14 protein-coding genes are annotated in these 15,678 nt (G+C 50.0%); 2 read left to right on the forward strand and 12 right to left on the reverse strand.

All coding sequences use genetic code 11. The features are described 5' to 3' along the window. Positions 1-107 precede the first annotated feature (107 nt). The 11 genes from recJ to Q1A04_RS12425 form a co-directional block, all read right to left on the reverse strand. Positions 108-1,823: a single-stranded-DNA-specific exonuclease RecJ gene (recJ, locus tag Q1A04_RS12375; RefSeq protein WP_299706149.1), complete on the reverse strand. Its 1,716-nt coding sequence runs from the start codon at positions 1,821-1,823 to the stop codon at positions 108-110. A gap of 247 nt (positions 1,824-2,070) precedes the next feature. Then, entirely contained in the window at positions 2,071-3,897 is a 1,827-nt protein-coding gene (locus Q1A04_RS12380; RefSeq protein WP_299706152.1) for a tetratricopeptide repeat protein, read from the reverse strand. A gap of 142 nt (positions 3,898-4,039) precedes the next feature. After that, a complete protein-coding gene (locus Q1A04_RS12385) occupies positions 4,040-6,145 on the reverse strand; it encodes a peptidylprolyl isomerase (RefSeq protein WP_299706154.1) in 2,106 nt (701 codons plus the stop codon). 74 nt (positions 6,146-6,219) lie between these two features. Beyond that, positions 6,220-7,518 (reverse strand): hemolysin family protein, encoded by a 1,299-nt coding sequence (locus Q1A04_RS12390; protein WP_299706156.1) that lies wholly within the window; start codon positions 7,516-7,518, stop codon positions 6,220-6,222. A gap of 13 nt (positions 7,519-7,531) precedes the next feature. Then, positions 7,532-7,705, reverse strand: a complete 174-nt coding sequence (locus Q1A04_RS12395; RefSeq protein ID WP_155800937.1) for a hypothetical protein — start codon at positions 7,703-7,705, stop codon at positions 7,532-7,534. After that, entirely contained in the window at positions 7,705-8,241 is a 537-nt protein-coding gene (gene lptC, locus Q1A04_RS12400) for an LPS export ABC transporter periplasmic protein LptC (RefSeq protein WP_299706162.1), read from the reverse strand. The genes Q1A04_RS12395 and lptC overlap by 1 nt, the downstream gene beginning before the upstream one ends. Before the next feature lie 93 nt (positions 8,242-8,334). Beyond that, positions 8,335-9,630 carry a hypothetical protein gene (locus Q1A04_RS12405; RefSeq protein WP_299706165.1) on the reverse strand — a complete coding sequence of 432 codons (1,296 nt, stop codon included), beginning with the start codon at positions 9,628-9,630 and terminating at the stop codon, positions 8,335-8,337. Next, the gene (locus tag Q1A04_RS12410; RefSeq protein ID WP_299706168.1) at positions 9,623-10,345 is read right to left on the reverse strand and encodes a type III pantothenate kinase; all 723 of its coding nucleotides are present in this window, start codon (positions 10,343-10,345) and stop codon (positions 9,623-9,625) included. The genes Q1A04_RS12405 and Q1A04_RS12410 overlap by 8 nt, the downstream gene beginning before the upstream one ends. A 4-nt stretch (positions 10,346-10,349) precedes the next feature. After that, positions 10,350-12,128, reverse strand: a complete 1,779-nt coding sequence (locus tag Q1A04_RS12415) for a pseudouridine synthase (RefSeq protein WP_299706171.1) — start codon at positions 12,126-12,128, stop codon at positions 10,350-10,352. Positions 12,129-12,217: 89 nt separating this feature from the next. Then, on the reverse strand, positions 12,218-12,778 hold the full coding sequence (scpB, locus tag Q1A04_RS12420) for an SMC-Scp complex subunit ScpB (protein WP_299706174.1): 561 nt from the start codon (positions 12,776-12,778) through the stop codon (positions 12,218-12,220). 12 nt (positions 12,779-12,790) lie between these two features. Beyond that, entirely contained in the window at positions 12,791-13,180 is a 390-nt protein-coding gene (locus Q1A04_RS12425) for a TraR/DksA C4-type zinc finger protein (RefSeq protein WP_299706177.1), read from the reverse strand. A gap of 350 nt (positions 13,181-13,530) precedes the next feature. Between Q1A04_RS12425 and Q1A04_RS12430 the strand changes: the two genes are divergently transcribed. After that, the gene (locus Q1A04_RS12430; RefSeq protein WP_299706180.1) at positions 13,531-14,133 is read left to right on the forward strand and encodes a DUF3575 domain-containing protein; all 603 of its coding nucleotides are present in this window, start codon (positions 13,531-13,533) and stop codon (positions 14,131-14,133) included. 275 nt (positions 14,134-14,408) lie between these two features. Beyond that, positions 14,409-14,984, forward strand: coding sequence for a DUF3575 domain-containing protein (locus tag Q1A04_RS12435; RefSeq protein ID WP_299706183.1), 576 nt, complete (start codon positions 14,409-14,411; stop codon positions 14,982-14,984). 102 nt (positions 14,985-15,086) lie between these two features. Here Q1A04_RS12435 and ribH read toward each other — a convergent pair whose 3' ends face one another. Beyond that, positions 15,087-15,563: a 6,7-dimethyl-8-ribityllumazine synthase gene (gene ribH / locus Q1A04_RS12440; RefSeq protein ID WP_299706186.1), complete on the reverse strand. Its 477-nt coding sequence runs from the start codon at positions 15,561-15,563 to the stop codon at positions 15,087-15,089. Positions 15,564-15,678: the final 115 nt, after the last annotated feature.

Consider the following 15,678-nt stretch of genomic DNA (forward strand, 5'->3'; position numbering starts at 1 on the left):
ACACACCATAAACGGAGCGTGCCCTACATCTGTAGGGCACGCTTTTTATTTTTGCGGGTTGTCATTTGCTTAGGTTTGTGAAAAAGGGAGTCGCCCCCAAGCGCACACTATTTCATCATCCGGATGTCCTTGATGCGCAGCTGCAGCGTCACATTGCCGCGGAATTCGTTTTCCTCTACGGTATAGCAGACATCAAAAGGTATACCTTTGGAGATGTACTTGAAATAGTCGCCAAAGCCGAAGCCAATAGCGTCGATATCATAAAAGCCATCCTGTGTTAAACGTAACTTCAGGTGACTGTCACCGACCACACGCACGGCACCGGTATCATAGACACACTCCGACACGAACACTGGCTTCATGTTGCCCGGTCCGAACGGCTCCATTTGCTTCACGATGTTATAGAAGTTGCGGGAAATCTGGTTTAGGTTTATCCGAGCGTCCACCTCTATCTGCGGAATCTTCTGGTCTTCGGTAATGGTACTGGCCACCACCTCCTCAAATCGTTGTCTGAAGGCCGGTACGTTCTCAATAGGCAGTGTTAAGCCTGCAGCATACATGTGGCCCCCGAACTGATCGAGCAGGTCGGAGCAGCTCTCGATGGCATCGTGCACATTGAAACCATGCACCGAGCGGGCCGATCCTGAGGCCTTGCCATTAGAGTGCGTCAGGATGATGGTTGGGCGGTAGTAATGCTCAATGCAGCGTGAAGCCACAATTCCAATCACGCCTTTGTGCCAGCTCTCCTTATACAGCACAGTGGAGTTGGCATTGCGCAGGAATTCATCGTCGGCGATCATCTGCAGCGCCTCTTTCGTGATATTGGAGTCTTTATCGCGGCGCTCTTTGTTGGACTCGTTGATGATGTCGGCCATCTGGAAGGCTTCTTCCTTGGTCTGGGCCAGCAGCATCTTCACGGAGCGCTTGGCATCACCCATGCGCCCTGCCGCGTTAATGCGAGGTGCAAAGCCGAACACAATGCTCGTGATATCCATCTCAGCGGTTATACCCGCCAGTTCCTGCAAAGCCGCCAAACCGGGACGCGTGGGCGCCGGACCATTGATGAGCTGCAAACCATAATAGGCCAGCACACGGTTCTCACCCGTGATCGGCACGATATCGGCGGCTATACTCACCACCAGCAGATCGAGCAGTTTGAAGGCCTCTTCCTGCAGTATACCCTGCTGCATACAGAAGGCCTGCGCCAGCTTAAAACCAACGCCGCAACCTGAAAGCTCTTTGTAGGGGTATAGGCAATCCACCTGCTTGGGGTCGAGCACAGCTACCGCCTGCGGAATGTCTTCGTCGGGCAAGTGGTGATCGCAAATGATGAAGTCTATACCTAATGAGGACGCATAAGCTACCTTGTCGGCAGACTTGATGCCGCAGTCGAGGCTAATGATAAGCGTAAAGCCCTCTGCCTTGGCATAGTCTATACCTTGTGTGGAAACGCCATAGCCTTCCTTATACCTGTCGGGAATGTAATACTCTGTCTGGCCGGGCTGGGTAAACTGTTGCAGGAAGCTGTACATGAGCGCCACAGAAGTCGTACCGTCCACATCGTAGTCGCCGTATACCAGTATTCTTTCGGAGTGGTGCAGGGCCTCTGCCAAGCGTTCAACGGCCCGCTGCATGTCCTTCATCAGGAAAGGATCGTGCAGATCTAGCAGGCTGGGGCGGAAAAAGGCTTTGGCCTCCTCGTAAGTGCAGATGGAGCGCTGGCACAGCACATCAGCCAGCGTAGCGCTGATTCTCAGCGATTCGGCCAAGTGGTTGATCACTTCCGGCTGCGCACTTTTGTTGTATACCCACCTTTTCTCCATATGCTGCTTCACAAATAAAACCGATTGCAAAGGTAGTCAATTATGCAGGATTTTGGGGCAGGTATGGCTCATGACAAGCTACCTTTGCCTGATTTTCTGTACTTTTGCAACAGTACAACATTTCAGCCCATGAAACGATTCAGAGAAATTTATGAGAAGTATAAGAACTACTCGCTGGATTTGATAATGTATGGCTTCTTTATCATTTTCCTGCTGATCCTCTTTGTCTTCTTCTCTTGAGCACGCTTTAGTTTAAGACCGGGCCATCGCCACGCAGCTTGCGGAAACGCTTACGGGCCTCCGCCACGAAGATGCTGCCTTTGTGCTTCACCAGAAACTCGTTGTACAGCTCTTGCGCCTTCGCGGTGTCTTTCAGGTTCTCCTCATAGATATAGGCCATCTTAAACAGTGCATCATCACTCAGAATATCAGTCGGAACATTCACGACCTTCTCCAAACTGGCAATGGCTTTGTCAAACTCGCCTGTACGCTCATAGATGGTGGCTTTTCGGAAATAGATCTCATCGGTCAGACTGTGGCCGGGAAACTTCTGCAACATACCGTCCAATCTTGTTTGGGCCTCATTCAGCTTGTTCTGGAAAATGAGCAGCTCAATAGCGGCGTATTCCTCCATGGCGGTGGTGGAGGTATCCAATCCGGTATTATCGGTGATGAGCAGACTCAGGTCCATGGCGTCGTTGGCTATCTCGCGGCTGGTGGCCAGTTTTAGGATGTCGAGGTGGGCCTGTGCCAGTTCGAAGTCGCCTTTATAATAGTTAAGACGGGCGTTGCGCAACTTCGCCTCGTGCCCGATGGGTGTTTCTTTGTGTGATTTCTCGACCTGCGAGTATAGCAGCGTCGATTCCCAAGGCTCTCCCTTCAGCAGGTATATATCTCCTAAGGTAAGCTTGCTTTCGGCTACGAAGTCAGGCTTGGCACGCGGCATACCGATGGCCTCGTGCAGCAACGCAATGGCCTTGTCTTTATCATCTAAGTGAAAAGCGTACAGGTTAGCCATGTGCTGCAGCACCTCCACTGTCTGCGCATTGCGCCCCACTTCCGAAAGCAGCGCCTCATAGTCCGATATCAGCACCCGTATCTGGTCCAGATCGACTGGAAAAGTATTCTCCACCTGTTCTTCCCGGGCATGGATGAGCCGCTGCCGCGCAATCAGGTAGTATGGTCCATCCGGATACTCTTTGATGATGTACTCATAGGCCTCGATGGCGCCCTGATAGTCTTGGTTGCGAGCGCTGATAGCTCCCAGTTCCATCACTCGGGTACCACCGCTGCGGGTGCGCTTGTCCACGGAGCGAGCCTGCAGCAGCGCACTGTAGAAGTCTCGGCGCTGTATGTATAGCCAAATTAGCAGTTCGTTGTAAGCCAGCAGATCCGGGTTCTGTTGCACGCGTGTGATCAGCTCTTTCTCCAGTGCGTCAAAAGCCTTTTCATCCTGCAGACTGTTCTGTAGCATGTTCTGCACGTAAATGAGCTCACTCTCATTTTCCTGCAGTAGGTTCAGTGCCTCCCCGATCAGGTTTTCGTGCTTCTGTCGGTAGGTATAGAGCGCAATCAAAAAACGATTGTGCTCATAGGGATTCTTGCTCAGTTCACGCCCACGCAGATAGGCCTTTTCGGCATAATCAAACTGCTCGTGCTGTATAAAGGCGCTGGCCGCCGCAATCACTTCCTCAGCCTTCAGCTGCGCTATGAGCTTATCGAAGTGCTTTTCTGCTCCGCTCTTGTCCCCTGCCGCGTGGTACACCATGCCCAAGTCAATGTTGTAATTCACCTGTCCCGGATAGCGTTTGACGGTTTTCTTCACCAGTCTTTCGGCTTCCTTGTAGTTGTTCTGTGCCAGCAGGGTTTTGAGATAGTCGGGGTAAACAGCTTGGAACAGGCGCTGGTCGTCAATCAGCTTGCTGTAAATGGCTTCCGCTTTCTGGTATTCCCCTTTGCTGAAGTACTCCCTAGCCAGAGCCAGTTCTTGGTTCTGCGCCATAGCCGCTGGGGCCAACAGCAGGAGCGTCAGCATCAAGAGCAAGCGGGAAAGTATGTGGGCAGGTATAGGCATCTTTTATTACAACGTTGATACTATCATTTTGATGTTGGGTTGCCACCGGAAAATGAAGATAGCCAATAATTTTCAATAGGCCATAAACAGAAAAGGGCCGCCCCTGTTGGAGCAGCCCTTTTCGTTATACCTCAAGCAGGTCTTAGAAGAACCTCACGCGGTTGTCTTTGATATCCGCTTTTTCTTTGATCGCTTCAAAAGCGTTCGTCTCTACGCGAGAAGAGCGCGTGTTGGCCAGCTGTGCTTTCACACCAGACAGGTCCTGTACTTCCGGAGCCTGCGTCAGTTGCAGCAGTTCTACCACAACCACACCGCCCTGTCCTTCGATTGGCGCTGTGCGGCTGCCCGGCTTCAAACCGAAGGCCTTGCCGATAGCCACTGGCTCCAGTCCAAGACCCGGTAAGGCACCAGAAGCAAGCGATACTTCCTCAGCTTCTCTGATGATGGCATCAGGACCGTAGTTTGCGGCGATCTGATCCAACGAACCGCTAGCGCCTTTCAGCTTCGCGATGATCTGCTGTGCCTTCACTTCATTACGAACGGCGGCTGTTACCTCTTCTTTTACATCCTCTAGTTTCGCATAGCCTTTCTCGCGCTCACCAGTAAGGGCTGCCACTACGTAGTTGTCATTGATCTCAAACACTGGCGATACATCCCCAACTGATCTGTCGTTGGCATAGGCCCAGCGCACCAGTTCACGGGCGTTGCTCAGGTTACCTACCAACACGTTGTTCTTGCCTACATTATCAGCTTGCTCAGGTGTTAGAGCTTCATTCTTTTTCACGTTTGCTCTGAACTCTTCAAGGCTACCACTAGTGCCTGCCAGTTCGTCGGCTATGGCATAAGCTTGGTCACGGCTTGTTTCGCTGGCTTCCAAAGAGCGGTGCACAGCGGCCAGTTTGTAAGTTCTCTTCGACTTAGGAGCCGTAATTTTAATGATGTGGTAGCCATACTCTGTTTCCACAGGGGCAGGCAGTAGGCCTTCGGCAGTGGCACCAAACACGGCTTTCTCGAAAGCCGGCACCATACGGCCTTCTGTGAAGTAACCGAGGTCACCGCCTACAGCGGCTGTTCCGTCCGTACCGTGCTGCGCAGCCAAAGCCGCGAAGTCAGCACCACCTTTAATCTGAGCCAGCAAATCTTTTGCCTTGGCAAGCGCAGCAGCTTTCGCTTCTGGCGAGTCGTTCTCAGGCTTGATCAGGATGTGGCTCGCACGCGCAGTATTTACACTGCCGTCCTTGATGTCCATTACCTTGAACATAGCGTGTGTGTCGCCTTCGCTGTAAGGGCCGTATACCTTGCCTTCTTCCAAAGGAAGCTGCCCGTGCAGTTTCTCAGGCAGCTCGGCCGTGTGCAGGTAAGTGCCGTCGTAAGGAAGGTCTGAATTTGTGTTCACAAAAGCCGAATCGTTTGTAGCGGCAGCGAACTGCTCTGTCAACTGCTTCAGCTCATCTTGGAAATAGTTGATGTCTTCTGTTGAAGCTGCAACCGGAATGGTCACGAACTCCATTGAGCGCCCGTCTTCTACTTTGTAAAGCTCTTTGTTGCGTTCAAAGTAGTCCTTTAGTTGCGCGTCTGTCACCTTTACGGCAGAGTCAGCAACAGAGACGTAAGGCACATACAACACTTTCATATTGGCCAGTGTGTTCTGTGCTTCGAAATGCTTTTTGGCTTCAGCCGCTGTTACGTACACAGACTTGCTAAGCAGGTTGCTGTATTTTGTCTGGATACGGTCGCTATGAATACCCTGCTCGAAGTTAACCCACATAGGGCGGGCGCCCATCTGGTCGAGGTTCTGCAGGTATTGCGTTACTTGGTTGCGGTCAAACTCGCCTGTCTGTGGGTTAGAGAATGCCTGACGAACGGATGGGTGGATGTTGTTACCCTGCACCATGTCAGCCAGTTCCTCATCTGTCACCTCAATGCCAAGACGGTCATATTCTTTCTGCAAGGCAATCTGGAAGATTAGCTGGTTCCAAGCCTGCTCGCGCATCATCGCCATTTCGCTCTCGGTAGCAGCGCGCTGTACCTGTCCTTCATACTGGGCTTTGATCTGCTGGAACACCATATCGAAGCGCTGGTAATCAATTTTCTCACCGGCTATTTCGCCTACGGTAGTAGTATCGTTACCTAAAAGTCTTGAGTTTGGCCCTAATAGGTCGCCGCCTACTACAAATACGCCAAGTCCGATGGCGATAGCGCCAACAGCCCAACCCGACTTTTCTCTAATCTTGTTAATTAATGCCATGTGTTATACAAATGATAAAGGAACTGCAAAATAAGGGTAATCGTGTAAAAATTCAAAATTTTGTGCGCTTCTGTTTAAAATACGCCATCTGCCTGTAAATCTGGGTTTTTAAAGAGCTTCACGGCGTTGATGCGGTTGTCATCCATTGACAGGATGGTAATGGCAAACGGCGGCATCTCCACCACATCGCCGGCCTTGGGTATCTCTCCCAACACCGAGAAGATAAGTCCGCCCAACGTCTCGTAGTCGCCCTCGGGCAGGTTCAAGTCGTATTTGTCGTTGAGGTAGTCTATCTCGTGGCGGGCGCTGAGCAGGTATAGGTTCTTGGCCGGGAACACTTGCTCGAGCAAAGCCTCGTAGTCATACTCATCCTGTATCTCGCCCACAATCTCCTCAATCACGTCTTCTACCGTCACAATGCCGGATGTGCCGCCGAACTCATCCACGACCACGGCTACGGTACGGTGCTCGGTGCCGAAGCGCAAAAACAGCTCACTGGCCAGCATACTCTCCGGCACCAGACTTACCGGCGACAGGATCTCGCGAATCTGGCGTGGCTGCTGGAACATGGCCAACTGGTGGCAGTAACCGATTATGTTGTCAATACTGTCTTCGTATACCAGTATCTTAGAATGCCCTGTGTTGATAAAGGTATCACGCAGTACCTCTACCGGCTCATTCACTTCCACGGCCTCCACCTCGGTGCGGGGTACCATGCACTCCTTTACACGCACTTTTTTAAACTCGAGCGCATTATGGAATATCTCTTGGTCGACTTCCGGTGCCCCCTCCTCTACCGGATGGTATAGCCTGTTTTTGATGTAGGCGTTCAAGTCTGTGATGCCGAACACGGGATGCTCATCTGAAAACTCGATTTTGAGTATCCGCTCGGCAATCCACTTGCTCAAGCCCACTAACAAAAACACCACCGGGTATAGCAGGTAATGGAACAGCAGGATGGGCACTGCCAGCACGTCCAGCATGCGGTTGGGGTTAATGGCAAACAGGCTGCGGGGAAGAAACTCAGCGGTGAGCAACACGATAACCGATGCCACCAGCACCTGCAGCACCAGTATAAACGGAGCCAATTGCAAAGACTCCGGCAGATAAGTCTGCAGCAGGGTATGCAGTATACCTGCTATCACAAAACCATAAAGCACAAGAGAGATCACATAGCCGATCAGGGCTGTGCCCATGAGGCGGGAAGGGTGCTGCAACAGGTGCGTTAAAATGCGACCGGACAGCACATTGTTTTTCTCGTCGAGCTCGATCTGCAGCTTATTGGCGGCCATGAAAGCGATCTCTATACCTGAGAAAAAAGCACAGGCCAAAAGCGCGAAAAACAGCAACAGTATCTGGTCGGGGTCTATCATAGGGTGTTACAGACTACTCAGTCTGTTTCTTCTTGCGATAATGGTACACGATGTACAGCATAAAACCGATCATGTAGATCCAGTAATTGCCTGCAATATCGGACTCCTGTATGCTCCTGTGCACACCAATGACCATGGCTACAAAAGCCAACGACAGTAAAATAGTATTAACCAGTTTTTGGTTCATTATTCCTTCAGGCTGAAAACGCCTGTCACTTTTTTGATCTTGTAAATAGAAAAATCTTGGTTCGCCTGCAGGCCGTGGCCCATCAGAATCTCTTCGGGCGTGGTGATCTTCACGAATTTATCGGTATAAATTTCCGCCTTTGCTTTGTTCCAGTAAAGTTCTTCGGTTTCGAGCTTTTCTTTTTTCTGCAGGTTCTCCACTATTACGTTGCCACGCACGAGGTAAAGGTCCTTGTTGCGCTCCTGCTTACCATAGTTGGCTCGCAGCGTAGAGGTCACTGCTCCCCCCTCCTCATAGAACTCCACATCAATGCCGTCCGAGAAAATGACGTCGCCATTCTCGTAATCCTCTTGCATGGGAGCCTGCAGCCTGATGAGCACTTTGGCCGAGTCGCTATAAAGCGTAAGCACATTGGCTGTCTCCCTGAAAGGTCCTATGTGTTTCTTTTCCTGATCCGGGTCTTTCAGGTCCTTCCCGCAGCCTAGGGTTAGCAAGGCGAGCGTGGCTATCAGCACTGAAATAAAAGATTTCGGCATGTCACTGAGTACTTTTCGAATTGAAGTTAATAAATTAAAAAAGACCGCAACTAGTACGGCCTGTTTTAATAATGCTTTTATAGCCAGATTAGTTTATTCTATTCTGCGTTTTACGAACCAGCGGGTGTTTATTGTCACACCTGCGCCGAATTGCAGGTAGTTTTCAGCGATAAGCCCACTGTCCGTTGTGCCTCTTTTACCGTAACCGAACATCAGGTTCAGTTGGTAAGGCGGCTCAAAGTAACTGCCTCGGCCAATCGGGAATGTCATACCACCCGTCACAGCCATATCATTTATGTGCTGACCGTTGATCACGTATGGGCTTTGGGCGTAGCGGACGCCTGCACGATAAGTAATGCGCTTAAAATAGCTGTTGATGGCATTGGCGTTTGGCGTATACTCGGCTCCCAGACCTACTTTGTAGCTCTGCCCAAGCTCCTGCTCTCCATCTACGTTGCGGTAATCAGACCAATCTTGGGTCATGAACTCTGCTCCGATCGTTAGGTTTGAGCCATTGTCGTACCCCAGCGCAAACTGAAGGCTTGGCGGCAGATTCACAGAGCTCTCGACGCTATCAGGAAGCATCGGCGCATCCGTTAACCTGTCATCAAGGGTGCGGCGCTCATAAGAGGTTTTGCGCTTCGTAGTTAAGTCTGTACCCAACGTATAGACAGCGCCGGCACTTAAGAATGCCTTGTCCGCTATCTTTCTGCGGTAGTTTGCGCCTGTTCTGAACAGGAAATCGGTGTAGCGGGTGCGCTCTACAAATGCCACACGCTCCAAAGATGTGTTACTGATCGAGGTATCTGCCACGATGGAGGATGACTCTTGCGAAATAGTACCGAAAAGATAAGAAGCGCTCGCACCGATCGTCAGGCCATCTGCCAACCTAAAACCGTGTCCAAAATAGATCTCAGATATACCGCCTTCTCCGCTGTACTCGTTGATCACAATAGCCTCCGGTCGGTTGGGCAAAGACCCTGAATTTCTGATAGTGTAGTCTACGGCGCTGTAAGGGCGCAGACTTATAACGGAACTCCAACGCTTAGAAATCGGTACGCCCAGCGTCAGGTAGCTGAGGTTGGCATCGCCATCGCGCTGCGACTGCTCCGCGTTTTTGAGTGTCTTGTATTTGCCCGCTACTCCTACATCAAAAATGGTGATGCTGTTATAGTATAGCAAAGCTGGGTTAGCTGTATTCGAATGCAGACTGCTACCCGCGCTCACGCCTACATCGCCCATACCTGCCGTTCTTATGTTGCCTAAGTTTGTGTTGAGTTCCCCCAGACCATAGCGGGAGTACGGCGAGTTACCAATGCTTTGCGCCTGCACGCCCTGTGCTAGGCACAGAATGGATGCGCAAAAAAGTAAACGGAGCGTTTTATACATTATGTTTTAATATTCTTTGAAGCCCAATCAGGACCAGTTCAGGAATTACAAAGATGGGGTGTTTTATGTTACTTTCAAAAAATCCTGCGTCTCCCCCGCAAAGTATAACCACCAGATGATCTGTTTTTTGCCTGTAAGCTTGGATTATACCCTCCACTTCTGCCACTGTTCCGGCCAGAACGCCGCTTTCCAGCGACTCTTGCGTAGTTTGCCCGACTAGGGGGAAGTTTTCTTTAATTCCTTGTACTAACGGAAGGCGCCCAGTAAAATTATGCAGTGCTTTGAATTTCATCTGGATGCCGGGTGCTATACCTCCACCTTGGTAATGCCCTTGTGCATTAATAAAGTCGTAAGTGATGGCTGTGCCTGCATCGATGGTTAGGCAATTGCGGTCCGGGAAGAAATAATTTGCCGCCACAGCCGCCGCGATACGATCCGCGCCCAGCGTCTCAGGCGTTTTGTAATCGTTAGAAACAGGCAGGGCTGTCTGTGCTGAAAGCTCAATGATGCTTCCGGACACTGACAGCCCTGCTTTAATATGTTCTACTGCGCCACCGCTCACTGAGGCAATAATGGCATGATCAAAGGATTGGGCCGCCACTTGTTGCGGCAGCCCCTCCTGTTCTTTGAAATTACCTTGCGAGACAAGCGCATCCTTTTCGAAGATACCGTATTTGCCCCCCGTATTGCCTATGTCAAGGACGATGCTGCGCATGTGCTTACATGAAGTATTTCAGACGAATCACTTCTTTTTCGGAGAGGTAACGCCACTCGCTGCGCGGCAGGTCTTTTTTAGTAAGGCCGGCATACTGTACACGATCTAGTGTTACTACTTCATAACCTAAGTGCTCAAATATGCGGCGCACGATGCGGTTACGACCGATGTGGATCTCCAGTCCGAGGAACTTCTTGGAGTCACCCAGCATGGCCACGTCGTCTACCATCGCTTTGCCGTCTTCCAACTCCACGCCTTCCACTACTTTCTGGAAATCGTCTTTGGTGATTGGCTTGTCCAACTCTACCTGATAGATTTTCTTTATCTCATTGGAAGGGTGCGTCAGCTTCTGGGCCAACTCACCGTCGTTGGTGAACAGCAACAGACCTGTGGTGTTACGGTCAAGGCGGCCAACCGGGAAGATACGCTCTTTCGAGGCCTTCTCTACCAAGCTCATCACCGTTTTGCGACCTTCTGGATCTTCTGTCGTCGTGATAAAGTCTTTCGGTTTGTTAAGGAGCACGTATACCATCTTCTCGCGGCTCAGCACTTTCTTACCGTAGGTCACGGTATCAGAAGGCTGAACTTTGAAGCCCATTTCGGTTACTGCTTCACCATTTACCTTGATCTCGCCTGACAGGATCAGTTCATCCGCCTCACGACGGGAACACACACCTGCATTGGCGATGTAACGGTTCAGACGGATAGATCCGTCCTCATCTTCGCCTTTGCGGTTGGTTTTCTTGATGCGCGGATTGTCTTTGTAGCGGCGCAGGTCGTAGTTGGGCGTCTCCGGGTTATGTTCTGAATCGGAGCTGCGGTCGAAGCTACGGCCCCGGCGCTCTTCACCACCTTTGCTGAATTTGTCTTTGCGGTCGAAAGATTTACGCTCGCCACCTTCACGACGATCGCCGTAAGGTCTGCGCTCTCCGCCTTCTTCTCTTCTATCACCCCCAAATGAGCGTCTTTCGCCGCCCTCTCTGCGATCTCCATATGACTTTCTTTCTCCGCCTTCGCGACGGTCGCCGTATGGTTTACGTTCTCTGTCACCTCCTTCACGGCGATCACCATAAGGTTTACGCTCTCTGTCACCACCGAATGAACGACGTTCTCCGCCTTCACGACGGTCGTTGCCATAGGAACGACGCTCACCTCTTTCTTCGCGGTTTTCACCGAACGAACGGCGCTCACCACCTTCTCTTCTGTCGCTACCGAAAGATTTTCTTTCGCCACGCTCAGAGTCGAAGCGACGCTCACCGCCTTCTTTGCGTTCGCCGCCTTCGCGACGATCACCATATGATCTGCGTTCGCCACCTTCGTTGCGGTCGCCATAAGACTTACGCTCACGGTCCCCTCCAAAAGAGCGGCGTTCGCCACCCTCTCTTCTATCACCGTAAGGCTTGCGATCGCGGTCGCCGCCGAAAGAGCGCCTTTCACCGCCTTCTCTGCGATCTCCCCCGAAAGAACGGCCTTCGCCGCCCTCTCTGCGATCTCCGTAAGGCTTTCTCTCACCGCCTTCGCGGCGCTCCCTGTCGCCTCCGAAGCTGCGACGCTCGCCCCCTTCACGGCGGTCGCCGTATGGTTTGCGGTCTCCGCGGTCTTCTCTTCTATCGTTTCCGTAAGAGCGGCGCTCTCCGCCATCTCTTCCTTCGCCTTTATCTCTTCTGTTAAAAATCTTCTTTTCGCCGCGGTCGTTATACGGCCTGCCTGACTCGTTTCTGTCAGATGATCTTCTGCCTTCGCCGTCGTTGTCGCGGGATGGTCTTTCGTTTTCTGTTGCCATTTTCTAAATATTAATGATGCAGTATCGCTACTGTACCTGTGTGTGCAGTATATATGAATTGTATACTCTAATAAGTGATGGGGTGTTCGCTAATCAGCCACCTCGCCGATCATGTTCTCTTCTGAGGCGAAGTCCTTAAGCTGCGGAAGGTCCTTGATGTGGTTAATACCGAAGTAGTCCATGAATTTCTGAGACGTGCCGTACAGGACGGGTCTCCCAATGGTCTCGGCTTTACCCTTGATCTCGATAAGTTCTTTCTCTAACAATTTGTGAATGGCGTAGTCACAGCCCACGCCACGAATCTGCTCTAGGGCCGAGCGGGTAATCGGCTGCTTGTAGGCAATAATTGCCAGCGTCTCCAGAGAAGACGCTGACAATTTCTTTTTTGACTTGTGTTTCAGGTAGGTGCTCACCGTCTCCTGATATTCAGGCTTGGTCAGGAATTGATACCCGCCCCCGATAGCATATATCTGAAAGGCAAAACCAGCTCCGGTCAGCTGCTCGTTGATGCTCTCAACGGCTTCCAGCACGTCGCTTACCAGCACCTCCATTTGCAGCGACTCCGTGAGGCAGCGCTGAATCTCTTCGATGCTTATGGGCGATTGGGCACAAAAAACCAGTGCCTGAATATGGTTCTGCAGTATATTCAAAGTATAAATTTACTAGTCTTTACGCTGAAGCTTGGCTTCGATGGTATGCTGTGTATGCGGCACGGCACGCAGTCTCTCTTTCGGGATCAGCTTACCCGTTACGATGCAGACACCGTAAGTGCCGTTTTTGATGCGGATAAGCGCATTCTCCAACTGCTGGATGAACTTCATCTGACGCGATGCCAGCTGGTTCAGGCTTTCCTTCTCGGCTGTGTCTGCTCCGTCTTCCAACACTTTGGTTGGAGAAGCTGTGTTATCAGTGCCCGAGTCGTTTTTGCGGCTCAGGGTTTCTTTGATAAACGATACTTCCTTACGCGCATTGTTCAGCTTCTCTTGAATGATTGCTTCAAATTCTGCCAATTCCTCACGGGAATACCGTTGTTTCTCTTCGTTTGTATTCATGATACTATCTTAGAACTAGGTTATAGTTTTTTGTCTCGCAAGCTAAAAAAACCGTCCCCGTATGGAGCTTTGCGCTCGTGCCTATCAACAGCGACGGGGTAGATTTAGTTTAAAGCTGAAATTTTAAACCCAAAAACCGAACCACTCTGATGTTCAGGTTATTATTTAAGCTAAATTTCGTGCAAAAATAGAAGTTATATCTATAATTTACTACCCGCCTTCTTTATTTTAATTTTAATTTTGTCATTCTCAACTTCTTTCAAACCTTCTGCAAGCTTGGAATGGAAGTTGCTACTAGGCAACCATGGCCTATTGGCTAGACCGACTACTAAGAAAATTCGCTTACACTTATGAAAAACAAAATACTTCTCACCGTTGCCGCTGCGGCATTTTTGATGGGGCCTTTACAAGAAACTCAGGCTCAGGCGCAACAGCCTAAGCGAGCTGTTATTAAAGTGAATCCACTCAGCGCCTTTGCCCTCACGGGGTCGGGCTTTCTGGAGTATGCTGTAACTGACAATATAAGCGCTCAGCTAGGGGCCTTTACGACTGGAGTTTCCATTTCGAATGTCAAATTCAAGGGTTATGGTTTTACGCCAGAGGTACGTTATTACTTTTCTGAAAACAAAGTGGCGCCCATGGGGCCTTATGTGGCTGGCTATGGCCGCATTCAAAACTTTAAGCTGACAGTGGAGAAGCAAGACGAGGAAGGCAACACTCGTGAATACAGCGCGACGTATGCACCTATTGGTGCCGGTGTGGCTATTGGTAACCAATGGATCTTTAACAGCGGCTTTACGCTCGACGCTTTTTTGGGTGCTGGTTACAATGGTGGCAACCTGAAAGTGAATGTCGGCACAGAAGAAGACTTTGACGCAGGTATAATTGGCGACATGATTTTGGGCGGGGGCTTCGGTCTTAGACCGGGTATAACACTGGGCTACAACTTCTAGGCATCATTTCCTCCAGCCTCAGCATAGGTTAAATTTTTATTATTTTGTGCAATTGCAGGAAAGTTAAAGCCTGCCCCTAGCGGGCAGGCTTTAACTTTTTAACAGGTATGGCATAGCTCTCTATACCTTTCCTGCTTAGAACCCGATTCATCAAGCTTGGAAAGTCCATTTAAAAACTTTTCAAAGAATATATAGAGGTGCATATATATTGATTTTAATATATATATTTGAGTACAATTATTTATCAAATCCAACCTTTATTAATTTTTCCAAGCATGAAAAAAGTATTAGTAATGGCCGCAGCATTTTTTGCTATGACCATGGGTGCTGCACAGGCACAGAGCAACATTGTAAAAGTAAATGTTTTAAGCCCGGTTGTTAGCACAGGCTCCTTCTTTTACGAGCGCACTATTGCTGATGACAAGAGCTTACAGTTGGGCCTTTTCTATACAGGCTTTAGCATTGGCGAAACAAAATTCAGCGGCTTTGGTGTTACGCCCGAGTTCCGCAAGTATTTGTCAAGCTCTAAGCAGGCTCCAGAAGGATTCTATTTAGCCCCATTCCTGCGCTACCAGTCTTTCAATCTTAAGTCAGAGTATAGCGACTGGTCAAGCGAAAACGAAGGCGAAACAACCACAGCAGAAGCCTCTTACAACACGATTGGTGGTGGACTTCTCATAGGCAAGCAGTGGGTATTTGCGGATCGTATCGTGCTAGACACTTTCTTCGGCCCTAACTACAACCACGGCAACATAAAAGCAAAAGACGGCTCTACAGAGGAGCAATTCGAAACCGGTGCATTCGGTGGTTTCGGTATCCGTACAGGTATAGCTCTTGGTCTTAAATTCTAGTATAGCATAATCTATACTAATAAAAAAAGAGTCGGCTCCAAAAGGGGCCGACTCTTTTTTATACCATACAACAACGGATAGTACCCCAAGGCTGACTTTTACCTAGAAGCTAAGCATATGTATTGCCGCCGCAGCCGCTTCCACACCTTTGTTGCCATGCTTACCTCCTGCTCTATCCAACGCCTGCTCTAGGTTGTTAGTGGTTACTAGGCCAAACGAAACCGGCTTATTGAACTTCAGTGACACATTGGTTAGACCATTGGCTACCGCGTGGTTGATGTAGTCGTCATGCTTCGTGTCCCCTTTGATGACCACCCCGATACAGATAACAGCGTCTATCTCCTCCTGCAGCGCCAGAAACTGCGCTCCTAAGGTTAGCTCGAAACTTCCCGGCACGGTGTTGCGGAAAATGTTCTCTTTCTTAGCGCCATGCTCCAACAGTGTGTCGATAGCCCCGGCGCACAGCACATCGGTAATGTCACTGTGCCAGTCGGCCACTACAATGCCAAATTTCTTTTCTGAGATATCGCCGAAGCCTTCTTTCTTGTAGTCGTTCAGGTTTTTTAAGGAAGTCGCCATGTTAAATTGTTGATTGTTACATTGTTGATTGTTTGGCTCACAGAGCTAAATCTATTTTCGTGACCTCAAACATATTAAAAAAAGAAGCGCTTTTGCCGAGTAGACAAAAGCGCTT

It is taken from the genome of uncultured Pontibacter sp., assembly GCF_947499215.1.
GTDB lineage: Bacteria > Bacteroidota > Bacteroidia > Cytophagales > Hymenobacteraceae > Pontibacter.

Bases quoted from the DNA above. Each gene is read 5' to 3' on its own strand.
- recJ (WP_299706149.1), bottom strand. From the start codon at position 1,823: ATGGAGAAAAGGTGGGTATACAACAAAAGTGCGCAGCCGGAAGTGATC.
- Q1A04_RS12380 (WP_299706152.1), bottom strand. From the start codon at position 3,897: ATGCCTATACCTGCCCACATACTTTCCCGCTTGCTCTTGATGCTGACG.
- Q1A04_RS12385 (WP_299706154.1), bottom strand. From the start codon at position 6,145: ATGGCATTAATTAACAAGATTAGAGAAAAGTCGGGTTGGGCTGTTGGC.
- Q1A04_RS12390 (WP_299706156.1), bottom strand. From the start codon at position 7,518: ATGATAGACCCCGACCAGATACTGTTGCTGTTTTTCGCGCTTTTGGCC.
- Q1A04_RS12395 (WP_155800937.1), bottom strand. From the start codon at position 7,705: ATGAACCAAAAACTGGTTAATACTATTTTACTGTCGTTGGCTTTTGTA.
- lptC (WP_299706162.1), bottom strand. From the start codon at position 8,241: ATGCCGAAATCTTTTATTTCAGTGCTGATAGCCACGCTCGCCTTGCTA.
- Q1A04_RS12405 (WP_299706165.1), bottom strand. From the start codon at position 9,630: ATGTATAAAACGCTCCGTTTACTTTTTTGCGCATCCATTCTGTGCCTA.
- Q1A04_RS12410 (WP_299706168.1), bottom strand. From the start codon at position 10,345: ATGCGCAGCATCGTCCTTGACATAGGCAATACGGGGGGCAAATACGGT.
- Q1A04_RS12415 (WP_299706171.1), bottom strand. From the start codon at position 12,128: ATGGCAACAGAAAACGAAAGACCATCCCGCGACAACGACGGCGAAGGC.
- Q1A04_RS12425 (WP_299706177.1), bottom strand. From the start codon at position 13,180: ATGAATACAAACGAAGAGAAACAACGGTATTCCCGTGAGGAATTGGCA.
- Q1A04_RS12430 (WP_299706180.1), top strand. From the start codon at position 13,531: ATGAAAAACAAAATACTTCTCACCGTTGCCGCTGCGGCATTTTTGATG.
- Q1A04_RS12435 (WP_299706183.1), top strand. From the start codon at position 14,409: ATGAAAAAAGTATTAGTAATGGCCGCAGCATTTTTTGCTATGACCATG.
- ribH (WP_299706186.1), bottom strand. From the start codon at position 15,563: ATGGCGACTTCCTTAAAAAACCTGAACGACTACAAGAAAGAAGGCTTC.